The organism is Paenibacillus apii (assembly GCF_011043685.1).
GTDB classification, from domain to species: domain Bacteria; phylum Bacillota; class Bacilli; order Paenibacillales; family Paenibacillaceae; genus Paenibacillus_AQ; species Paenibacillus_AQ sabinae.
Window position 1 is genome coordinate 111,947 of sequence record NZ_JAAKGU010000001.1, and the last position, 19,903, is coordinate 131,849.

Sequence of the window (19,903 nt, forward strand, 5' to 3'; positions counted from 1 at the left end):
CTCCTTAACGGTTGTCGATTGTCTCCGGGTACAAATCATGATTCAGCAGCCGATGCTCGGCCATAGCCTCATATTTGGTTCCCGGACGGCCGTAGTTGCAGTAAGGATCAATGGAAATGCCGCCGCGCGGGGTGAATTTGCCCCATACCTCAATGTAGCGCGGGTCCATCAGCTTGATCAAATCGTTCATGATGATGTTGACGCAGTCTTCGTGAAAATCGCCGTGATTGCGGAAGCTGAACAGATACAGCTTGAGCGATTTGGACTCCACCATCTTGATCTCGGGAATATACGAAATATACAGGGTGGCAAAATCAGGCTGGCCGGTCACGGGGCACAAGCTCGTAAATTCCGGACAGTTGAACTTTACAAAATAATCTCTGCCCGGATGCTTGTTATCGAACGTCTCCAGCACCTCGGGTGCATAACCGAATTTATACTGGGTCCCCTGGTTGCCCAGCAGCGTAACATCCGGCATTTCTTCCTTCAATCTTCCTTCGGACATAAAAAAAATCCCTCTCATTTCCTTCGGCATCCAAAGCCGGTATTGGAAAGAAGAACGAGATTTCATCAAACCTGATCCATGTAGACTAAGAACGTGAAAAATGGACATACCCATCCCGGGCATATCGGATCTTAGTTTTTTATAGAGGGAGTTTGCGAACCTCTCCTGCGGCAGCACCGCAGATTTTCTTCTTCAATTATTATTCATGCGTCTAGAACTATATCACAGGAATAGCAGATAGACAAGACACACTAACGGCTCGTCAACGGCCTTTGGTCTGGGGTGTCTTTTTTTCACCATACTATTTGTATACATCACACGATTTTCAAAAAAGCCCGCAACGCATGTGTTTTATAAGAATTTATCTTGACAACAATGCCAATTTTCCAAGGAATATACTGACTGCTGATTTTTTTTACACAAAGATTCTGTCCGTTCATTTCAGTCAATGGATTTGGAACAATAGCAACCCCTAGTCCATCACGAATTAATGCCATTAACAAATCCCACTGCGTCGTATTATAAGCAATTTTCGGTTCGAACTGCTCCTTACGGCAACTTTCAAGAACCACCTGACGCAACGCAAATGTAGTATCAAACATTATCCAATTATCCTGTTGCAGTTGTCCAAGTGTAATCTGCTTTTCATCCTTTAAAATATGGTCCTTTGGCAAACAGGCAACAAACGGTGCTTCAAAAATAAGCTGTTCTTCTAATTCCTTACTTCGTGTAGGCAGCCACTTTTGGAAAGAAAAATGTGCCAATAATTTGTGGCAGCCCGATTTTCAAATGCCCTTTTACATGCACATTCATATCTTCAAGCTGTACATTTAACTCCTTCATTTCCTAAGCAGGATCATCGCTTTTTCATAAACAAGCCGACCTTCATCGGTTAAACGAATAATTCGATTAGTGCGCTCAAAGAGTATTACGCCTAAATACCTCGAAGTCTTGTAAATTCATTAGTTTTCCCCACTATTCCTTTTAAGCATAATTAATATGATTCTAGAAGCTGGGGAACAAGGAGCCAATATCATTGTTTTTCCGGAAGCATATATTCCATCCTATCCACGAGGGATGAGCTTTGGGGCATTAGTAGGAAGCCGTTCTGACAACGGGCGCAATGATTTTTTACGATACGCAAAAAATGCTATAACAGTGCCTGGACCTGAAACAGACCAACTTGGTGAAGTAGTGAAAAAAGCAGGTGCCTATACGGTTATTGGTGTCATTGAACGCGATCAAGAAACAAGCGGAGGCACACTTTATTGCACCGCCATTTTCTTTGGTCCAGATGGAAAACTGCTGGGTAAACACCGAAAACTAAAACCAACAGGTAGTGAACGTCTCATTTGGGGTGAAGGGGATGGCAGTACACTCCCTGTTTTTGATACACCATACGGCAAAATCGGTTCGCTAATTTGCTGGGAAAACTATATGCCTCTGGCACGTGCTGCTATGTATGAAAAAGGGATTCAGATTTATATCGCACCAACTGCTGATTCGCGTGACACATGGTTTGCTACTATGCAGCATATTGCGATTGAGGGGCGCTGCTTTGTTTTATCCTGCAATCAATATTGCACGAAGGATATGTATGAGGAAGATTTACGTGAAACTGAGGAAATGCAAAAAATGCCTCATGAAATCACTCGTGGCGGAAGCTGCATCGTAAATCCACTTGGACAATTTGTAGTCGAACCTGTATTTGGAAAAGAAGAGATATTGTATGCGGCTTTAGATTTAGACGACATCACACGTGGTCAATTTGATTTTGATGTCGTCGGACATTATAGCCGAAAAGATGTGTTTCAATTAGTCGTGAATGAAGAAAAGCAATAGATTTACCTTATAGCAGCCAAAGGAATCGCTAGCAGATTATAGATGAACGCCCAGAACAGATTTTTCTTGATGATGGTAATAGCCTGAAATCTTATTTTGAAGAATTATTAATCCTTATTGACAGGATGTTTCATGAAGATATAATAGTTCTATGATTATTGAACAACTGTATGCTTCTGACGAATATCGTGTGCGCATCTTCAAGGCTCTGGCCGACCACACCCGTCTGCAAATCATCCGTACCCTGAAAGACAGCCCGACGGAACTGAACTGTGGCGAGGTAGGTGAACGCTGTGAGGCCTCCAAATCGAACGCCTCTTATCATTTTCGCACCCTGAGGGAGGCAGGGCTCATTCTTGTAAGAAAAGAAGCTCAGACCAAGTACATACAGCTTCACCGAGAGACGTTCGATTCGTATTTGCCCGGATTCCTGGATTCCTTGTAATCCGGTTTTTTATCACACTATAGTTCAATAGTTATTCAACAAGCGAAATAGGAGGTATAATATGCAAAAGTCAAGCTTGACGCTCTTTTTCCTCATTATGTTCGCCATCGGTACGGATACGTTCCTGATCAGTCCACTGCTTCCTGTACTTCGGAATGAGTTCCATGTATCCACGGCAAGCTCCGGTTGGATGGTCAGCGCCTATGCGCTCGGCTACGCGTTGTTCGCGCTGGTGGCGGGTCCGGTGTCCGACCGGCTGAACCGAAAGCATGTTATGATCTGCGGAATGGCCGCATTCTCGGTCTCAACGGCTCTGTGCGCCGCAGCAGTCGGGTTCTGGAGCATGATTCTGTTCCGTTTTCTCGCCGGGGTCAGCGCGGCTGTCGTATCTCCGCAAATCTGGGCCTCCATTCCGGTCCTGCTGCCGAGAGACAAGATTTTGCAGGGCATGGGCATCGCCACCGCCGGTCTATCCATCGCTCAGATGCTGGGCCTCCCCATCGGCAGTTTTTTCGCCGCCCACTCCTGGAATCTTCCGTTTATCGTGATCGGTTTATTTTCCCTCCTCTTGACCTTATTGATTCCCTTCCTCCTGCCTTCCATACCGCCGCGAAATTCATCGGTTGACCGGCTTTCCCTCCTGAAGCCATATGCCCTTCTTCTCTCTTCCCGCATTGCGGTTAGCGCCTTCGCCGCTTATTTTATCTTCCAGATCGGCAATTTTGCAGCCTTTTCTTTCCTCGGCTCCTGGCTCTCCGGTGCCTTCGGGTTAAATGTCGCCCAAATCGGGCAAGTCATGCTGTTTCTGGGTCTCGGCAACTTGCTTGGCAGCCTGTTCGGCAGCCGTTTAACCCAGCGGTTCGGCCGCTCCGGGACATTAATTTTGGGCATTATCATTAACAGCGTGCTGTTTCCGCTGCTCTCGCTGACGGGAAGTATTACGGGAATCAAGGTGGAGCTGATCATCATCTTCGGAATCACCGGAATGCTGTTCCCCATCATGATGAGCTCCCTCCAGTCTTTGTCGGATACCGCCCGGGGAACGATCTCGGCTTTGGCGAACACCCTGATGTATTTCGGAACCACGATCGGAGCCGCCGCTGCAGGAGGGATTTATCAGGCCTCGGGTATTTTTCTCGGCGTTACGCTTCTAACATTGCTCTGTTTCGTTCTCTCCGCCTTCCTCTTTCGAAAAAGCGGTATCGCGGCAGCTTAGATGGATTCAAACGGCCAAAGCAGGGTAAATTACTGATTAAGAGTGACAATCCGGCAAAGGATGGGATCGTACAATGGAAGAACATGTGCAAATGCTGGCCGATTGGCTGAACGGTCATACCGGCGGAACGATAGTTATCGAAAAGCAGGAGCTTGAGGACCAGGATAAAATCTTTTTCAAGCTGGATCGAGTTGATTACAGGGATGCCTCAAGCGTTATCGACGATTATCTGGACAGTGCCCTTATCCTGCATGGCACGGGCAGCACAATGAACGCGGACGGCGAATTGGTCAACCTTCCGCTTCACAGCTACGAGATCGCGGTCAGCGGCCTGGCCTTCGCCTCTGCAGATGAGAGAAAGGTGCAAGCGAAGACGGACCGGGCTAAATATACGCTTGCGTTGGAGTAAGAGCAAGCAAAAAAGCTGCGGGGAACGCTCCCCGCAGCTTTTATTTTGTGGCTTAACACTATAGAACTATACCTGTCAGCTGCATCGCTTTACAGCTCTTCCCCGATAATTTCGACTTCCGTCTCCAACTCGACGCCGAAATGTCCCTTCACGGTCTCCCTCACATGCTGAATCAGACCGATATAATCGCTGGCCGTGGCGTTATCCGCATTGATGATGAATCCCGCATGCTTCTTCGACACTTCGGCTCCGCCGATTCTTGTTCCTTGAAGCCCGCTCTCTTGAATCAGCTGGCCCGCGAACCGCCCCGGCGGCCGCTTGAAGACACTGCCGCAGGAGGGATATTCAAGCGGCTGCTTGGATTCCCGCATTTCGGTCAGCTTATCCATCCCCGCCTTGATTTCCTCGTAATTCCCCTCTTTCAGGGCAAAACGGGCTTCCAGGATCAGATAGTCGCCGCTTGAGAAGACGCTTTTCCGGTAGCCCCATTTCAGGTCGTCCCCCTCCAGCTTCACCATGGCGCCGGTCTTGTCGATCGCAAGCGCGCTTTGCAGCACATCGGCCACCTCGCCGCCATAAGCTCCGGCATTCATGTACAGCGCGCCGCCGACTGTGCCGGGAATCCCGCAGGCAAATTCAAGACCCGTCAATTTCCGTTCTAGCGCGAAACGGGAAGTATCAATAATTTGGGCGCCGCATTGGGCGATGACTAAATTGCCTTCAGAGTGGATGCCGCTTAATCCGGGTGTCTGCAGAACGATGCCGCGAATGCCTCCGTCCCGGATGATGACATTTGAACCGTTCCCTAATATGGTAAGCGTTATACCGTTCTCGGCAGCATATGTAACGATCGCTTGAATTTCCTCATACGTTGAAGGTGCAGCCAGTATGTCCGCCCGGCCGCCTATTTTGGTGAAGACATGATCTTTGAGCGACTCATGGCTCTTGATCGTTCCGGATGGAACCAGCCGCTTGAGATCCTCTTGAATTTTGCCGATATCCATGGGTTTGCTCCTTTAGTTGTTATACATATCTTTGGCAATCCCCACTTTAACAACGAACAGGCTCCCTTGTCAATGACAGGAGCCAGTTATCCGGGTATAAGTTTCGGCAAAAGAAGTGCGTTCCATTAAACAACTTTTTGGTCTGCCAGACTGTAAGGAAGACAGAGCGGCAATCCCGATCGCGGATCTTCGACAATGTCCGCCTCGATCCCAAACACTTCGCGCAGGACATCCGGAGTCATCACGTCCGCCGGAGCGCCTTCGCTGATTACCGTGCCCGATTTGATCGCCACCATATGATGCCCAAAACGGGAAGCGTGGTTCAAATCATGTACGACCATGATAATTGTCCGGCCCTCCCGCTCATTCAGCACCTGTAGAAGCTGAAGCACCTCAAGTTGATGCGCCATATCCAGAAAGGTTGTCGGTTCGTCCAGAAATAAAATATCCGTCTGCTGGGCCAACGCCATGGCAATCCACGCGCGCTGCCGCTGTCCGCCGGACAGACGCTCAATCGGCCGGTCACTGAAAGCGTCCATCCCGGTAACTTCAAGGGCTGAGGAAATGATTCTCCGGTCTTCCGCGTTAAGTGAGCCGAAGCCCTTCTGATGCGGATAACGTCCGTAGCTCACCAGCTCGGAAACGGTCAAGCCGTCTGGAGCGGTCGGATTTTGCGGCAAAATCGCGAGCTGCCGGGCAACTTCCTTCGTCGATTGGGTATGAATTGACTTACCGTCCAGCAGCACAGTGCCGCTTGTCGGCTTCATCAGCCGGGCCATCGTCTTCAGGATCGTCGATTTTCCCGAACCGTTGGCTCCTACCAGAGCCGTAATTTTCCCGGTCGGCACCGACAGATTGAGATCCTTGACAATTATCGATTCCGCGTAGCCGATATTTAATTGATTCGCATGCAAACGTTCCATCGTTAACCATTCACCCCTTAATCTTGTCAACTCAAATGATAATGATTATCATTATGCGTGTCAAGCATAGTAATGGCAGCGCACTGCTTGTACTTATTACATACAAAAAAAAAGCTGTCGCCAGAGACATTCTCCGGCAGCAGCTTTCCGCTAGCGGGCAGATCGCCCGGTTATTTATTCAAGTGGTAAGGAACCGTTGCAACGACAATATCCTTGTGGTTCATGAGATAGGTCCGGATAAATACGCTCGTCTGGTTATGCAGTATCGCCTGCCACCAGTGCTTCGTAATAAACTGCGGAATCAGAATCGTAATATGATCGGTCGCGGCATTCTTCCATTCCACCGTATCAATAAATTTAACCAGCGGACGCATGACGCTGCGGTACCGGGAACGAAGCACGATCAGCCGAACGCCGGGATCCCATTCCTCCCACTTTGCCTCCATCTTGCGGATTTCTTCTTCGTCGAAGCCAACATAGACAGCCACCACATTGTCGGTCAGGGATTTGGCATAGCTGATCGAATTCAGCACCGCACGCGTTACGGCCGATACCGGAATTACAATCGTGCTGCCTTTAATACACGGCTTATCCTTATCCAACTGAATCCGGAGCTCGTCTGCGGTGTTCTGATAGTGACGATGAATACGGAAGAAAATCAACATAACGATTGGCAAGAAGATGAAGGCCACCCATACGTTCGAGAATTTGGTGATCACAAAAATCAGCGTAATGGTCAAGGTGGTCAGCATGCCGACCGTATTGACGGCAAATTTCGCCTTCCAGCCCGCCGGCTTCAGCTTCTTCCAGCGGATCATCATCCCAAGCTGGGACAACGTGAACGGAATAAATACACCGACGGCATACAGCGGGATCAGATTATCGGTTTCACCATGGAACGCGGCCACGAGAAGCGCGGAAGCCACCCCGAGGAAAATAATGCCGTTAGAGAAACCAAGGCGGTCGCCGCGAACCATAAAGGCATGCGGCAGGTATTTGTCTTTGGCCAGCATGAACGACAGCAGCGGGAAGGCCGAGTAGGCCGTGTTGGCCGCCAGGAACAGGATCACCGCAGTGATCGCTTGAATGAAATAATACAGGACGCCCCGTCCGAAGGTCGATTCGGCAATTTGCGAAACCACCGTTTCCTTGATGTTCGGAGTAATGCCATACCAGTAAGCCAGCAGCGTAATGCCGGTGAACATGAATCCAAGGATCCCCCCCATCATGGCGAGGGTTTTGGCGGCATTTTTTTCCGCGGGCGCCTTAAAGTTCGGAATGGCGTTGGACACCGCTTCAACACCGGTCAGGGCCGAACAGCCGGAGCTGAATGCCTTCAGTAGCAGGAACAGGCTGACATTGGATACCGCAGTGCCGATTTCGGGCACCGCAGCATGGCCGCCGCTATAGGCATATTTGATCAGCCCGGAGACGATCAGAACTACGATGGACAAGACGAACAGATATACCGGTATGGCAATGAAAGATGCCGACTCGGTTACGCCGCGAAGATTAATAATGGTTAAAATAATGATTACCGTGACAGCGATGGCCACCGTATGGTCGTGCAAATTCGGAAATGCCGAAGTGATCGCATCCGTACCAGCCGAGGCGCTAACAGCAACCGTCAGGATGTAATCCACAAGCAGGGAACCGCCTGCAAGCAGTCCCGTGGAAACGCCGAGATTATCCTTGGCTACGATGTAGGCTCCCCCGCCTTGGGGATAAGAGAAAATCGTCTGCCGGTAGGATAAAATCAGAATTGCCAGTAGTCCCAATACCGCAAGTGCAATCGGCAATGAATACCAGATAGCTGTAAAACCGGCTGCTATCAGCACAATCAAAATCTGTTCCGTTCCGTAGGCGACCGACGAAAGAGCGTCCGACGACAGAACGGCTAGTGCCTTCACTTTGGTTAACTTTTCCTGGTCGAGTTCGGTTGATTTTCTGGGACGACCGATCAATAGTCGTTTTACTCTGCTTACCATTTGGATACAGGTCCTCTCTTTTGTGAGTTGAAACGGTAGTACCGCGCGCCGTTTTCAGTGGTGGATTTTCATAAATAAGGGCACAAAAATAAGCATACGGAAATGACCGCATGCTTATGCATGATCATTATCCCACTGTTGCTTACGAGGTTAGCTGGCGGATTCGGGCTGTGGAAGCCCTACGGACCGAAGGTTCGGTACCGATTCACCCCGTTGGCCGCATAGGCGGTCAAGTTGGTTCCCCCGTTTTTCCATCTGGAAAATTCAGCGCATATTCAACTTCTCACAAGGTCTAATATTAGTCTATAATCCTATAGCCGTAAACAGTGAAAATGATGAAAAAGAAATGAAAAACGGACCAATTCACGCAAATTTCCTTCAGGAGATATTCATGTCGCTCATTATCTTGTATTATCCCTGCAGCACGGGTTTTTATGTCCATTAAAGAAAAAAATTGCGCGCTATGCATGGGTTCCGTCCTCCACCTCTTCCGTTTCCGCTTCCTCCTCACGCTCTCTGACGTTCCACAGCAGCAGGACTATAAGAATAAAAGCCGTCAGCGCAAGCAGCGGAATTGTCACAAATCCGAAAAAATTCAGGTAATCTTTCGTACATGGAACACCGACTGTACAAGGAAGAACTTTGCCTAGCGCCGGAATTTTCTGTTCCGCGTAATGATACAGCGATATGCTGCCACCAATGGTACACAGCGGAAGGATATAAGAAATAATCTTCTTATCATTCCGGTAAGTCGCTATGCCGAGAAGAAGCACCTGAGGGTACATGAAAATCCGCTGGAACCAGCAGAGCTTGCATGGCTCATATTTCAACACCTCGCTTAAATAGAGGCTGCCGGCTGTGGCAACCAGGGATACAAACCAAGCTAGGTAGAGACCATGCCGACTCAAGAAGCCGGAGAATGCTTTCATTCTGTCTCAACCGCCTTGGACGCCGTCTCAATCTCTTTGACGATCGCTTCAAGATTGAAAGGCTCACTGGTCTTTATACCATTAATAAACAGCGAGGGTGTGCTTGTAACATGGCTGCTCTCCGCAATCGCGTTATCGCTTGCCAGCTCATTGGCATAGGTCCGCTCCTCAATATCCTTGCGCAGCAGATTGTAATCGATGTCAATCTTTTCTTTTTGCGCAAGCTCCACCAGGAACTCCTCCGTCGCCCACTCGGTATTCTCGTCCCCCTGATTGGCGTACAGGGCATCGTAATATTTCCAGAACTCTTCGCTGTTCTGATGGTATACCGACAGCGCCGCCAATGAAGCGGTCTCGGAATCGGGCCCGATGAAGGACATATTGACAAAATATAGGGCGGCTTCGCCTTTGTCGATGTAATCCTCTACAAGCTGCGGCTTGACTTCACCGGAGAACCGGGCGCAGGCCGGACATTTAAAATCTCCAAATTCCACCAGTTTGACTGGCGCATCCGCCGCCCCAAGCCTTGGGAGCTTATCGTACGGAAAGGATACCGGACTCGATGGACTCCCGGGGCTGCCCGTATTTTTCGAAGCCAGTACAAACATCGCGGCAAAAAGAACCACTACGAGCAGTATCCCAACCGTTAATAGGATGAACGTCTTTTTCTTTTGCCTTTGCAGCTGGGCCTTGCGTCTTTCCTGAATCGAGGCCGAGGAGGCCCGGGTGCTTTGTTTCGATTTGCTCAAGATTAAAGTTCCTTTCTGTCCTGCCGGACCGGAGTAAGGGAATAATGGTTATTAGCAGAAAAATTATATAATCATTGAACCGGCTTTGGCAAACGGGGCGCCTTCCCTCTTAAACGCTTTCATTCCACTTGCAAAAAAAGAACGCCTCTAAAGCTGCTTGCTTTAGGGGCGCCCTGGGACAACTATTAGTGCTGACTTTCCATTCTTGAGCGAATAAACGTCATTCTTTCTTTCAGGCTCCCGCTTCTTCGGCCAGTGGCTGAACCTTCAGGAGCTTAATGCGCGAGATTCGCTTGTTCTCGGTTTCCTCGATGATGAACAGATGATTCTCGTACTCCACAAATTGCCCTTTATGAGGAGGATTGACTTCAAGTCTGGAATACACCCAGCCGCCGATCGTGTCGTAATCCTCCGTCTCCAGATGCATATCAAACCGATTGTTCACTTCTTCAATTAGCAGCAGGCCGTCGAGCGAATACTCCTCCTCGCCCACTTTCTCGATGCCCGCGCGCTCCTGGTCGAATTCGTCCTGGATTTCGCCGACGATCTCTTCCATGATGTCCTCAAGGGTGACCATACCCGACGTGCCTCCATACTCATCGATCAAAATGGCGATTTGCGTCTTCGCTTTTTGCATCGTTTTGAGCAGGGCGCTGATCTGAATCGATTCCGGTACCGTAAGTATCGGCCGGATCAGCTCATGCAGGTTCACTGCATTCTCCCGGATCAAGTCCTTCATATGAATGAATCCGATGATATGATCCTTATCGCTCTCGCATACCGGATACCGCGTCCGCATGCCTTCAAAAGCGATTTGCAAATTTTCCTGGACTGGAGAATGTATGCTCAGGCATATCATTTCCGTCCGTGGAATCATGATTTCCCTGGCCGTAGTGTCCGCAAATTCGAAAATATTGTCCACCAGGGCCATTTCGGTATTATCGATCAGTCCGCTCTTGTTACTCTCCTGCATTATAATCCGGATCTCTTCTTCCGTATGCGCCGTTCCCATCTCGGAAACGGGCGCCAGCTTGAACATTCGCAAAAGTCCCTGCGCCAATCCGTTCACCACCCAAATAAATGGGTACATCAGCCTGTAAAAAGCGCCCATCAGTCCTGCGGTCATCAGCAGCACCGTCTCGGCCTTGTTAACCGCAATCGACTTCGGAGCCAATTCGCCAAGCACAATATGAAGAACGGTTATCAATAAAAAGGCAAGGATAACGGAACATACATGCACCGCCGCACGGCCCAGCCCGAATTCTGACATAACCGGCGACAACATCGCCGCGATGACAGGCTCTCCAAGCCAGCCCAGAGCCAGCGAAGCCAGTGTAATGCCAAGCTGGCAGGCCGAAAGGTACGCATCCATACTGCGGATGATTCCCTGAGCCGACAGCGCTCTCTTGCTGCCTTCCTCAGCCAGCGAATCAATCCGGCCTCCGCGCGCCTTGACCATCGCGTACTCTACAGAGACAAAAAATCCGTTTAACAGCACCAAAAGAATAATCAGACCAACTCTCAATAAACCGGGTAAAGGGTCGCTCAAATTATACTCCTACCCGTCGTCCAGGTTAGGCCGGCGGGTAGGCCCACCTCCTTCGTTTTATGCAAATATGAACGTCCGACTTGGCAGCCATACCTTTCGCTAGATATTTCCCAATAGACTCAGCTCCTTGTTTATTCCGGGTATATAGATATTCATTATTATATAAATATATCCGCCATTCCCGCAAGCATACGCGTTTGTTTCAGAAAAAAGTGAATAAAAAAAGGTCCCGGGCCATTGGCCGGGACCGGATGGATGCTGCGATCAATTACGGGTAACCGGCGGAGCGCCGATGACACCCGGGTATTGATAAACAAGGGGCTGGTCAAAGGTCGCATAGTCCAGATTGACCATCAGCAGGATCGTGCGCTGGCCGGTCGTCGGATCGCTGATGATGATATGATCCCGGCCCGCGGCTTCCAGGACGCCCTTGAACACTTTGGCGTTCCATTCGCTGTTGTTTTCGTAGGTCATGTAAAACGTGCCAACCTTGCCCAGGTTGAGCCGCAAAATATTTTCAATATAGGACTGCTCAAAGGCGGGCTGCGCCCCCGAAACAACAGCCCCCGTAGGCGTCATCGCACTTCCGCTTGTTACCTGCGGGGGGACGCTTCCTCCAACCGGCATTTGAGACGTCATGCCTCCGCCAACCGGCATTTGGTTAGTCATGCTTCCATATGAATAAGTAACGGGACGGTAAGGCTGCATAATCATGAATCAAGACCTCCTAAGATTAATGAAATTTGTTTAGTAAACGGCGGGACAATCCTGCGGAGTGGGTCTAAAAAAGCAGTGCGCTTTGAAACGTCCGGTGTTTGTCTGGTTATACCAGGTACCCGGGCAATTGCCGACGGGACGAAAAAACCAGAGCGCGTTTGAGGCGGGATGCGTTCTTTCGCCGGCGATGGCGCGTCTGGCAAGGCGGATGTCTTTATCTCTGGCGCGTTGATAGAAATAGCCTTTTGTAACTGCTTCATATCCGCCCGGACTTTGAAAAACCATGTCGTTGATCGATCGGATGTTTCTAAAATCCAGACAATTACTCAGTATCCGGTTCACTCCGACATTGCCCACCATAAGCATGCCTAGATCCCCGTCCTCCTCCGCTTCCGCCCGCATTAGCCGGGCCAGAACCTTCTCGTCTTCCGAATTCACCTTGATGACGGCCACGCGCTTTCCTCCTTCAATTTGCCAAGTGAGGCAGTCGTTCTGTATTGCACGTTGTATTGTATGTGCGAACGCCCAAGGGGTGACTTTACCCGCGATTTTTTATTGTTCGAAGTTGGAGTCAGGGCTCATAGATCATTTTGCGGGTCATGCCTCCGTCAACGACGAGCTGGGCGCCGGTAACGAATCGGTTGTCCGGAGAGGTCAAATATAGACAGGCTTTGGCGATGTCGCCCGGGACGCCTACCCTTCCCGCAGGATGCTGGGTATGGTCGATTTCCCGCAGAGCGCCGTAATTCCCCGTTTCGATCCATCCCGGCAGGATGCAGTTCACCGTAATGCCGTCCGGGCCAAGTGTGATTGCCATCGCATGGGTCAGGGAAGATATCGCTCCTTTGGAGGCGGCATACGCTTCGGTATCCGGCTCGGACATGAGGGCGCGGGTGGAGGAAATATTCACGATCACTCCTCCGTCCGGATTGTTCCGCATGACTTTCGCGGCCTCCCGCCCCATCAGAAAGCAGCCCCGGGCGTTCGTGTTCATCACCTTATCCCAATCCGCCGCCGACAGCTCGTAAAATGCCGCAGCATGAGGGCTCGCGATCCCTGCGTTATTAATCAGGATATCTACGGTGCCGAAGGCCTGTACCGTTTGCCGGACCGCGGCTTCGGTATCCGCCTCTCTGCTGACATCGCAGGAGATAAAGACCGCTTGTCCTCCCTCCCGCTGGATGTCCTCCGCGGTCTGTTCGCCCAGCTCCCGGTCCAGCTCCGCAACAACCACATTCGCGCCCTCGCCTGCATACGCCTTGGCAACCGCCCGGCCGATTCCCCGGCCCGCACCGGTTACGATGACGGCTTTATTTTTATAAATCATGCGCTATTCCTCCATTCTCAAATTAGGTCCGTAAATGTAATATATCCCCTGAGTCCGCATAACGGAAACAGAGGATATCCATAAATTTTTACAATTTGAACAAAAATACCTGAACTAGCGTTGCCCCGCCACGGAAAAATGGGGCTCCCGCTTGAACCCCCGGTACCTGGTGCCCTGATAGGTCAGCCATCCCTGATCACGCTCGGCGCTGATACCGTATTCGCTCCCGCTCACTTTGAATTCCGCCCGTTCTCCATTCTCGAATTCAAAGGTCAAATAATAGATCATCGTCGTACGGGCGGCGCTTCCTTCTTCCGTAGAGTTCTGTCTAATCTCGCTGCGCCTTGATACAATGCGGGCAGGAACGGTCAGAACGGGCATCCGGTTGTTCCTGCTCCACGCAAGCAGACCCCTGCCGGCCGAAAGGGCGACAATGCCTATCATCACGACAAAAAAGATCGGCAATACCGTTCCGGCAAAATCAAACATCCATGATGGGTCCGGCCCCAAACTCATAACTGATTCCCCCTCGCCTCCCGTATTCCGCCCGCTTAGACACCCGGCCAACTCGGGCTTCCTTACAGTATATGCCCGTACTTTTAGAGCATACTTGCCGCTTGAAGCTAAAGACCTCCCGAAATGCGCGATTCGCTTAAGATGAACGAAACAAAAAGACCGCCGTTCCCCCGTTAAACCGGAAAAACCAGCGGCCTAAAGCCTTGTAGAAATCTGTATCTTACGCATGCACCAGGTCCAAAAAGCGTTTTGTTTCATCTTCCTGCTCCGGGATCATTCCGTTCTGGGCCCAACAAGCTTTGCACTGCTCTTCCGTCTCGCACAGGTAAGCATCCTCGCAGTTATAGCACATTTGCAGAAGGTTTCTCGTTACAAAATCCGTTTCAAATGTTTTCATGTTAATCTCTCCTGTTCGCTGTTTGACTTTGTGAAATTTTTAACGTTCTTTCTATGTGTAAAATATATCACAGGAACCATCGCAGATAATGTGATTTTTTTCACATTGAAGAGAAAATTTTAAATAATTTTTTCATTGTTTATTTTTGTTCTGATACCTGATACGAAATTTGCAGGGGAATCCGGACAAGCTGGTGAAAAGTATAGACGGCAGTATTTTTCTGAATTGAGATAAATGCAAGGATTCATTTTACATCTTCTACACATCACCCTTTAAGGGAGGGTCTTCATGGATTGGCTTGAACGTATGAACGGTGCCATGGACTATATTGAAACTCATCTGTCAGGGAGCATCGATTTTGATCAAGCAGCCCGGATCGCCTGCTGTTCGACTTCGTATTTTCAGCGGATGTTTTCGTTTATTACCGATGTTCCGTTGTCGGAGTACATTAGGCGCAGACGTTTGACTCTTGCAGCGTTTGAATTACAAAGCAGGGATTTAAGGGTCATTGATATTGCGATGAAGTATGGATACGAATCGCCCGAAGCTTTTTCCAGAGCGTTCAAAAAAATGCACGGTGTCATTCCAATGTCAGCACGCAATACGGGCGTGTCTCTAAAAGCCTATCCACGGATGTCCTTCCATATTTCAATTAAAGGAGATGCGGAAATCAGTTACAGAATCGAAGAAAAAGAAGCTATTGAAATGTTCGGCGTTTCAGCAGAAATAAATGCAGCCGATGAACAACCGTTTGTTGAAATCCCGGCATTTTGGACAAAATGCATTTCTGATGGAGCCGTTGCTCGGATTCGTAAAGCAGCCGGTTTAGAAGAAAATGGGCAGATTCATGCCGTTCTATACAACAATCAGGGTAAGGAATTTTCTTATATGATCGGGTATTACGTACCTCGAACCGGTCGGCCGGATGGATTTGAGAAACTTTCGATTCTGCCGCAATCCTATGCCATTTTCTCAACAGGTCTTTACCCCGGCGGGCAAGGCGATATTCATAAATTATGGAAACAGATATTTAGCGAGTGGTTTCCGACTTGTAATTACGAGCATGCAGACGGCCCTGAATTTGAAATGACCTATGATAGAGGAAACAGCATGTACGAAATGGAAGTTTGGATACCCGTTGTAAAAAAAAGCGCGCGCTCCTCCTCCCTAACGGATTCGAAAACGCACGCTTCGCTTACATAACACGCCAATTAATGCCGCCATTGGTCGTCTGGAGCAAGATCGAACGCTTGTCCTTGCTTCTTTCGATCAGCAGCCAACCGACGTCTTTGGAGATAAACTGCAGCTTGACGATCTCCGGATATTCGGACAGTTTGGATATCAGGACGGTACTGTCCGGGAGCGCCTTCCAGTCCTTCCCTTGATTGGTCGTCCGGTATAATACATTCCCGTTAATGATCCAGCCGTCATTGCTATTCAGAAAGGTCGGCGGCACATCCTCGTTATCGCCGGTCCTGAGCCCCAGATTAAACTCCGCCCATTTCCAATCGATGCCGCCATTAGATGTAAAATAGCCGTTGTAGACTTTTCCAGCCGGATTCTTCCTGGTGCCTACAACCGGAATCCAGCCGGTGGCCGGGCTGAAGAACTCCGGCTTTCCCAAAGTTACGTTATCGTAATTGTTAAAAGCGCTGGAAGCGGGCAGAGCCTTCACCTCTCTCCAGCTCGATCCGCCGTCAACGGTGCGGTACAGCTTCGGATTCTTTGACCGGTTCAGCGGAATCAGGCCGGTAACGCCGTCCCGGAACACCACTCCGCCGGCTATGCCTACAACCGGGAGCGCCGGATGGGGAGAGTTCGGCGAATACTGATCATTTTGCATAATGGTCTTCCAGGTTGCGCCACCGTCATCCGTCATGTACAGCGCCTTGCTCTCGCGGCTCTCCTCGGTGCCCCAGGTTGCCATCAGCCAACCCTTAAACGGCGAGGAAAAATAAGCCGAAGATATGCTGCTGCCCTGGCTGAGCGGAGAGATTTTCCAGCTCTTCCCCCCGTCCCTGGTGCGCAGCACAATGGTCTCCATCATTGCGAACGTCTGCCGGATAATCCAGCCGTTATCGGAGTCCGTGAAGAAGATATCCCGGCCGTAGACGGGATTCGACGAGAACTGGACGGCGGAAGCGGGAGAAATATTAGTCCACGTCTTCCCGTTATCCCGGGTCAAGTAGAGACGCAGTGCATTTTTGGTCACGCCCCAAGCCAGTCCTTCCGATTCGCTAAACAGGTGAAAGTCGGTCAACCGCGTCTGAATCTGATATTTCGACGCCTTGGTCGAGTCAATGTTGCCCGCATCGGGCGTGATCAGAGTAATCGTCTGCCCTTCTTCCGGCTTCTCCGTCGGCTGAGGCTGCGGCGAGGGCTCCGGCGGTGGAGATGAACAGGATGCCAGAATCAGCGCTGCCGGAAGAATGACGATTAATTTTCTCAGATGCTTCAGGCACACAGCCAGTAAAGGCAAAGCTCTCTCTCCTTTCGCTAGTTCACAAGTGTTCTATGGTTTAACGGTTGCTGTCTCCGTTCAGCTGACTGCTGCGGTATCCGTACAGCGCGTAAATCGCAAGGCCGGCGACAAGCCAGACAAAGAAGCCGATCCAGGTCTCCTTGCCAAGATTGTACATTAAATAGGCGCAGGCTGCGGCGCTCAGCAGCGGGATGACAGGCACCCAAGGAACCGTAAAACCGCGTTTAAGTCCGGGATGGGTACGACGCAGCACGATTACGCCGAGCGAGACGACAAAAAAGGCAAACAGCGTTCCGATGCTGGTCAGGTTAGCCAGCCGGTCAAGCGGAATAAATCCCGTCAAAGCCGCAATCACGCCGCCTACCATCCACGTGCTGCGGATGGGCGTATGCGTCTTGGCGTTGACACTCGACAAGGCCTTTGGCAGCAAGCCGTCACGGGAGATCGCAAAGAGCAGCCGCGCCAGGCCGAACAGCATGACAAGCAGCACAGTGGTGATGCCTGTAATCGCGCCGACAGAAATGAGTCCTGCAATCATGTCTTGTCCGGCAAACCGCAGGGCAAAAGACACCGGATCGCTGACATTCAGGCTCTGGTAAGGAACGATGCCGGTCAGAACGAGCGAAACGGCAATGTACAGAACGGTGCAAATGGCCAGCGAGGAGATGATGCCAATAGGCAAATCCCGCTGGGGCCGCTTGACTTCTTCGGCGGCAGTGGACAGCGCGTCAAATCCGATATAGGCAAAGAATACGGTCGCCGCGCCGTTCATAATCCCGTGAAAGCCAAACGGCATAAACGGCGTCCAGTTCTCGGGCTTTACATAGAATATGCCGGTGAAAATAAACAGCAGCACAACGGCGATCTTGATGACCACCATCACTTCATTGAAGCGGGCTGTCTCCTTCACTCCCCGGGTCAGCAGATAGGAGATGAGCAAAATGATGACCACTGCCGGCAAATTGATAAAAGTTCCCTCGTCTGCATTATACGCTCCCGATAAAGCGGTCGGCAAATGTACGCCGAAGCCTTCAAGCAGTCCCTGAAAGTAGCCCGACCACCCGCTGCCTACCGCGGCCGCGGCCACTCCGTATTCCAGCACCAGGTCCCAGCCCAGAATCCAGGCGAGCAGTTCTCCGAAGGCCACATAGCTGTAGGCGTAGGCGCTGCCGGATACCGGTAATGTCGAGGCGAACTCGGCATAGCAGAGCGCCGACAGGACACAGGCCAGGGCCGCTATGACAAAAGAAAGTACAAGCGCCGGACCCGCGTGCTCGGCCGCAGCCACGCCGGTCATCACGAAGATGCCGGTGCCGATGATGGCGCCGACGCCAAGCGCCGTCAAATCCAGGGCGCCTAAAGTCTTGTTAAGCTTGCCCCCGTCGCTTACCCGGGAAGCTTCAAGCGGTTTTTTGCGAAGTAGATTCATACTGCAATTCTCTCCAGTCTAGGTTGTAAGATTTTAAGGGGTTGTGGTCAAAAGCTTGATGCCCAGCAGGCCGAAAATAATGGCGGTCAGCACAATAAAAAGAAGTCCCAATACTATCATTTGTAATGGCGCGTATCCATAATCGTAATTTACAAACTGCGGTAAAAAAGTGAGAAAAAAGATGGCGACCTTGTGATTGAGCACGTTCATGGTTAAGCTGCGGACAAACAGGCCGCGTTCATTCCTGTTCTCACCAGGCGCCGGACGGATGGCGGACTCGGTATTTCAGCGATTTTGCAAAGAAACCGTAAATAAAAAGTACCGCACCTCCCCTGATTTCCGTTGTACTGCCTGTAATTAATGGGTAATGGATTAAATAACGGGTTCTTGAAAAGACTATCGAATGAAGATATGATGGTTAAGATTGGACATAAAAAATTCACACTATCAAAAGAGGAGATGGAACTATGGCCCCCCCTTTCAAACCCAACCGCGTCGTCGTTATCGGCACTGGTGCCGTTGGTACGACCACTGCTTACACTCTGCTGCTGCGCCGCCGCATGCCCGAACTCGTATTAATTGATGTCAACCACCAAAAGGCGCTTGGTGAAGCGCTCGACATGAACCACGGGATGCCTTTTGTCGGCGGTGTAAAGCTGTGGGCCGGAACCTATGAAGACTGCCGCGACGCGGACATTATCATCGTAACCGCGGGGGCTTCGCAGAAGCCGGGCGAGACGCGCATCGACCTTCTGCGCAAAAACATTTCGATTTTCCGGGATATTATCCAAAAGATTACGAAATATAATTCCCACGCCATTTTGCTGATCGCAACCAACCCGGTTGATATTCTTGCTTACGCTACTCTGGAAATCAGCGGCTTCGACCGCCGGCGCGTCATCGGGTCGGGCACCGTGCTCGATAGCGCCCGTTTCCGCTACCTGATCGGGAAGCACAAAGAGATCGACCCCCGCAGCATTCACGGTTCGATCATCGGCGAGCACGGAGATTCCGAGGTTCCCGTATGGAGCCTCGCCAACATCAGCGGCGGTATCGAACTCGGCTTTGGCGACGAGACCCGTCAGGAGATTTATGAGAATACGAAAAACGCCGCCTATGAAATCATTAACGCCAAAGGGGCGACCTCCTATGCGATCGCGCTGGCGCTTGACCGGATTGTGGAGGCCATCCTCAGCAATGAAGGCGCCGTCCTGAACGTATCGACGCTGCTGAACAACTATAACGGCGTATCGGATGTCTTCCTCGGCGCACCGTGCGTTGTGGACCGTTCCGGTGTCCGCGAAGTGCTGCAGCTGCCGCTGAGCGACGAAGAACGCAATTTATTCCAGCAGTCTGCCGAGAAGCTTAAGGCCGAAATCGCGAAACTGGAGCTGTAAGACAAGCCTTATTCGTCTGAATTTGGATATGCAACAGAGAAGAAGCCGCTGAGCGCATTAACAGCCAGCGGTTTCATTA

General features: G+C 50.6%; 21 protein-coding genes, 1 pseudogene and 2 riboswitches. Of the genes and pseudogenes, 6 read left to right on the plus strand and 16 right to left on the minus strand.

All coding sequences use genetic code 11. The annotated features are described in order from the left end of the window. Positions 1–4: 4 nt before the first annotated feature. Positions 5–505 (minus strand): preQ(1) synthase, encoded by a 501-nt coding sequence (gene queF / locus G5B47_RS00585; RefSeq protein WP_025335111.1) that lies wholly within the window; start codon positions 503–505, stop codon positions 5–7. Between the two features lie 130 nt (positions 506–635). Next, positions 636–674, minus strand: a riboswitch (PreQ1 riboswitch). Positions 675–819: 145 nt separating this feature from the next. Next, positions 820–1,269, minus strand: a complete 450-nt coding sequence (locus tag G5B47_RS00590) for a LysR substrate-binding domain-containing protein (RefSeq protein WP_165093283.1) — start codon at positions 1,267–1,269, stop codon at positions 820–822. Positions 1,270–1,498: 229 nt separating this feature from the next. On the opposite strand from G5B47_RS00590, the pseudogene G5B47_RS00595 reads away from it, so the two are divergent. The 4 genes and pseudogenes from G5B47_RS00595 to G5B47_RS00610 form a co-directional block, all read left to right on the plus strand. Then, positions 1,499–2,347: pseudogene (locus tag G5B47_RS00595) on the plus strand (carbon-nitrogen hydrolase family protein); the annotation flags it as partial. Between the two features lie 151 nt (positions 2,348–2,498). Next, positions 2,499–2,792: an ArsR/SmtB family transcription factor gene (locus G5B47_RS00600; protein WP_165093287.1), complete on the plus strand. Its 294-nt coding sequence runs from the start codon at positions 2,499–2,501 to the stop codon at positions 2,790–2,792. Between the two features lie 61 nt (positions 2,793–2,853). Beyond that, a complete protein-coding gene (locus G5B47_RS00605) occupies positions 2,854–4,008 on the plus strand; it encodes an MFS transporter (RefSeq protein ID WP_165093288.1) in 1,155 nt (384 codons plus the stop codon). Between the two features lie 73 nt (positions 4,009–4,081). Beyond that, the gene (locus G5B47_RS00610; protein WP_165093290.1) at positions 4,082–4,417 is read left to right on the plus strand and encodes a hypothetical protein; all 336 of its coding nucleotides are present in this window, start codon (positions 4,082–4,084) and stop codon (positions 4,415–4,417) included. Between the two features lie 89 nt (positions 4,418–4,506). Here the strand turns inward: G5B47_RS00610 and murB are convergent, their stop codons facing one another. The 11 genes from murB to G5B47_RS00665 form a co-directional block, all read right to left on the minus strand. Further along, positions 4,507–5,421 (minus strand): UDP-N-acetylmuramate dehydrogenase, encoded by a 915-nt coding sequence (gene murB / locus G5B47_RS00615; protein WP_165093292.1) that lies wholly within the window; start codon positions 5,419–5,421, stop codon positions 4,507–4,509. A 125-nt stretch (positions 5,422–5,546) separates the two neighbouring features. After that, positions 5,547–6,344: an ABC transporter ATP-binding protein gene (locus G5B47_RS00620; protein WP_165093293.1), complete on the minus strand. Its 798-nt coding sequence runs from the start codon at positions 6,342–6,344 to the stop codon at positions 5,547–5,549. A gap of 170 nt (positions 6,345–6,514) precedes the next feature. After that, positions 6,515–8,332 carry an APC family permease gene (locus G5B47_RS00625; RefSeq protein ID WP_165093295.1) on the minus strand — a complete coding sequence of 606 codons (1,818 nt, stop codon included), beginning with the start codon at positions 8,330–8,332 and terminating at the stop codon, positions 6,515–6,517. Between the two features lie 124 nt (positions 8,333–8,456). Further along, positions 8,457–8,612: riboswitch (cyclic di-AMP (ydaO/yuaA leader) on the minus strand. Positions 8,613–8,793: 181 nt separating this feature from the next. After that, on the minus strand, positions 8,794–9,261 hold the full coding sequence (locus G5B47_RS00630; protein ID WP_165093297.1) for a disulfide oxidoreductase: 468 nt from the start codon (positions 9,259–9,261) through the stop codon (positions 8,794–8,796). After that, the gene (locus G5B47_RS00635) at positions 9,258–10,010 is read right to left on the minus strand and encodes a DsbA family protein (protein ID WP_165093298.1); all 753 of its coding nucleotides are present in this window, start codon (positions 10,008–10,010) and stop codon (positions 9,258–9,260) included. The genes G5B47_RS00630 and G5B47_RS00635 overlap by 4 nt, the downstream gene beginning before the upstream one ends. Positions 10,011–10,242: 232 nt before the next feature. Continuing rightward, positions 10,243–11,559: a hemolysin family protein gene (locus G5B47_RS00640; RefSeq protein ID WP_165093300.1), complete on the minus strand. Its 1,317-nt coding sequence runs from the start codon at positions 11,557–11,559 to the stop codon at positions 10,243–10,245. Positions 11,560–11,823: 264 nt separating this feature from the next. Continuing rightward, positions 11,824–12,273: a spore coat protein GerQ gene (gene gerQ / locus G5B47_RS00645; RefSeq protein ID WP_165093301.1), complete on the minus strand. Its 450-nt coding sequence runs from the start codon at positions 12,271–12,273 to the stop codon at positions 11,824–11,826. Positions 12,274–12,306: 33 nt separating this feature from the next. Further along, entirely contained in the window at positions 12,307–12,729 is a 423-nt protein-coding gene (locus G5B47_RS00650; RefSeq protein WP_165093303.1) for a cell wall hydrolase, read from the minus strand. Between the two features lie 118 nt (positions 12,730–12,847). Continuing rightward, on the minus strand, positions 12,848–13,603 hold the full coding sequence (locus G5B47_RS00655) for an SDR family NAD(P)-dependent oxidoreductase (RefSeq protein ID WP_165093305.1): 756 nt from the start codon (positions 13,601–13,603) through the stop codon (positions 12,848–12,850). A 114-nt stretch (positions 13,604–13,717) separates the two neighbouring features. Beyond that, positions 13,718–14,119: a DUF2500 domain-containing protein gene (locus G5B47_RS00660; protein WP_407945199.1), complete on the minus strand. Its 402-nt coding sequence runs from the start codon at positions 14,117–14,119 to the stop codon at positions 13,718–13,720. A gap of 220 nt (positions 14,120–14,339) precedes the next feature. Continuing rightward, complete coding sequence (locus G5B47_RS00665) at positions 14,340–14,516, minus strand: hypothetical protein (RefSeq protein WP_165093307.1); 177 nt, start codon at positions 14,514–14,516, stop codon at positions 14,340–14,342. Positions 14,517–14,804: 288 nt separating this feature from the next. Between G5B47_RS00665 and G5B47_RS00670 the strand changes: the two genes are divergently transcribed. Further along, positions 14,805–15,719 carry an AraC family transcriptional regulator gene (locus G5B47_RS00670; RefSeq protein WP_165093308.1) on the plus strand — a complete coding sequence of 305 codons (915 nt, stop codon included), beginning with the start codon at positions 14,805–14,807 and terminating at the stop codon, positions 15,717–15,719. Here G5B47_RS00670 and G5B47_RS00675 read toward each other — a convergent pair. The 3 genes from G5B47_RS00675 to G5B47_RS00685 are packed head-to-tail and all read right to left on the minus strand — an operon-like array spanning position 15,712 to position 18,637. Further along, complete coding sequence (locus G5B47_RS00675; protein WP_165093310.1) at positions 15,712–16,995, minus strand: WD40/YVTN/BNR-like repeat-containing protein; 1,284 nt, start codon at positions 16,993–16,995, stop codon at positions 15,712–15,714. The two genes, G5B47_RS00670 and G5B47_RS00675, sit on opposite strands and share 8 nt — an antisense overlap. Before the next feature lie 40 nt (positions 16,996–17,035). Continuing rightward, positions 17,036–18,427, minus strand: a complete 1,392-nt coding sequence (locus G5B47_RS00680) for an amino acid permease (RefSeq protein WP_165093311.1) — start codon at positions 18,425–18,427, stop codon at positions 17,036–17,038. 33 nt (positions 18,428–18,460) lie between these two features. Beyond that, positions 18,461–18,637, minus strand: a complete 177-nt coding sequence (locus G5B47_RS00685; RefSeq protein WP_165093313.1) for a hypothetical protein — start codon at positions 18,635–18,637, stop codon at positions 18,461–18,463. Positions 18,638–18,894: 257 nt separating this feature from the next. On the opposite strand from G5B47_RS00685, the gene G5B47_RS00690 reads away from it, so the two are divergent. After that, positions 18,895–19,824: an L-lactate dehydrogenase gene (locus G5B47_RS00690; RefSeq protein ID WP_165093315.1), complete on the plus strand. Its 930-nt coding sequence runs from the start codon at positions 18,895–18,897 to the stop codon at positions 19,822–19,824. Positions 19,825–19,903 lie beyond the last annotated feature (79 nt).

What these genes read in the sequence shown, in the direction of transcription:
- queF (WP_025335111.1), bottom strand. Translation starts at nt 505, where the DNA reads ATGTCCGAAGGAAGATTGAAGGAAGAAATGCCGGATGTTACGCTGCTG.
- G5B47_RS00600 (WP_165093287.1), top strand. Translation starts at nt 2,499, where the DNA reads ATGATTATTGAACAACTGTATGCTTCTGACGAATATCGTGTGCGCATC.
- G5B47_RS00605 (WP_165093288.1), top strand. Translation starts at nt 2,854, where the DNA reads ATGCAAAAGTCAAGCTTGACGCTCTTTTTCCTCATTATGTTCGCCATC.
- G5B47_RS00610 (WP_165093290.1), top strand. Translation starts at nt 4,082, where the DNA reads ATGGAAGAACATGTGCAAATGCTGGCCGATTGGCTGAACGGTCATACC.
- murB (WP_165093292.1), bottom strand. Translation starts at nt 5,421, where the DNA reads ATGGATATCGGCAAAATTCAAGAGGATCTCAAGCGGCTGGTTCCATCC.
- G5B47_RS00620 (WP_165093293.1), bottom strand. Translation starts at nt 6,344, where the DNA reads ATGGAACGTTTGCATGCGAATCAATTAAATATCGGCTACGCGGAATCG.
- G5B47_RS00625 (WP_165093295.1), bottom strand. Translation starts at nt 8,332, where the DNA reads ATGGTAAGCAGAGTAAAACGACTATTGATCGGTCGTCCCAGAAAATCA.
- G5B47_RS00630 (WP_165093297.1), bottom strand. Translation starts at nt 9,261, where the DNA reads ATGAAAGCATTCTCCGGCTTCTTGAGTCGGCATGGTCTCTACCTAGCT.
- gerQ (WP_165093301.1), bottom strand. Translation starts at nt 12,273, where the DNA reads ATGATTATGCAGCCTTACCGTCCCGTTACTTATTCATATGGAAGCATG.
- G5B47_RS00655 (WP_165093305.1), bottom strand. Translation starts at nt 13,603, where the DNA reads ATGATTTATAAAAATAAAGCCGTCATCGTAACCGGTGCGGGCCGGGGA.
- G5B47_RS00660 (WP_407945199.1), bottom strand. Translation starts at nt 14,119, where the DNA reads ATGAGTTTGGGGCCGGACCCATCATGGATGTTTGATTTTGCCGGAACG.
- G5B47_RS00665 (WP_165093307.1), bottom strand. Translation starts at nt 14,516, where the DNA reads ATGAAAACATTTGAAACGGATTTTGTAACGAGAAACCTTCTGCAAATG.
- G5B47_RS00670 (WP_165093308.1), top strand. Translation starts at nt 14,805, where the DNA reads ATGGATTGGCTTGAACGTATGAACGGTGCCATGGACTATATTGAAACT.
- G5B47_RS00680 (WP_165093311.1), bottom strand. Translation starts at nt 18,427, where the DNA reads ATGAATCTACTTCGCAAAAAACCGCTTGAAGCTTCCCGGGTAAGCGAC.
- G5B47_RS00685 (WP_165093313.1), bottom strand. Translation starts at nt 18,637, where the DNA reads ATGAACGTGCTCAATCACAAGGTCGCCATCTTTTTTCTCACTTTTTTA.
- G5B47_RS00690 (WP_165093315.1), top strand. Translation starts at nt 18,895, where the DNA reads ATGGCCCCCCCTTTCAAACCCAACCGCGTCGTCGTTATCGGCACTGGT.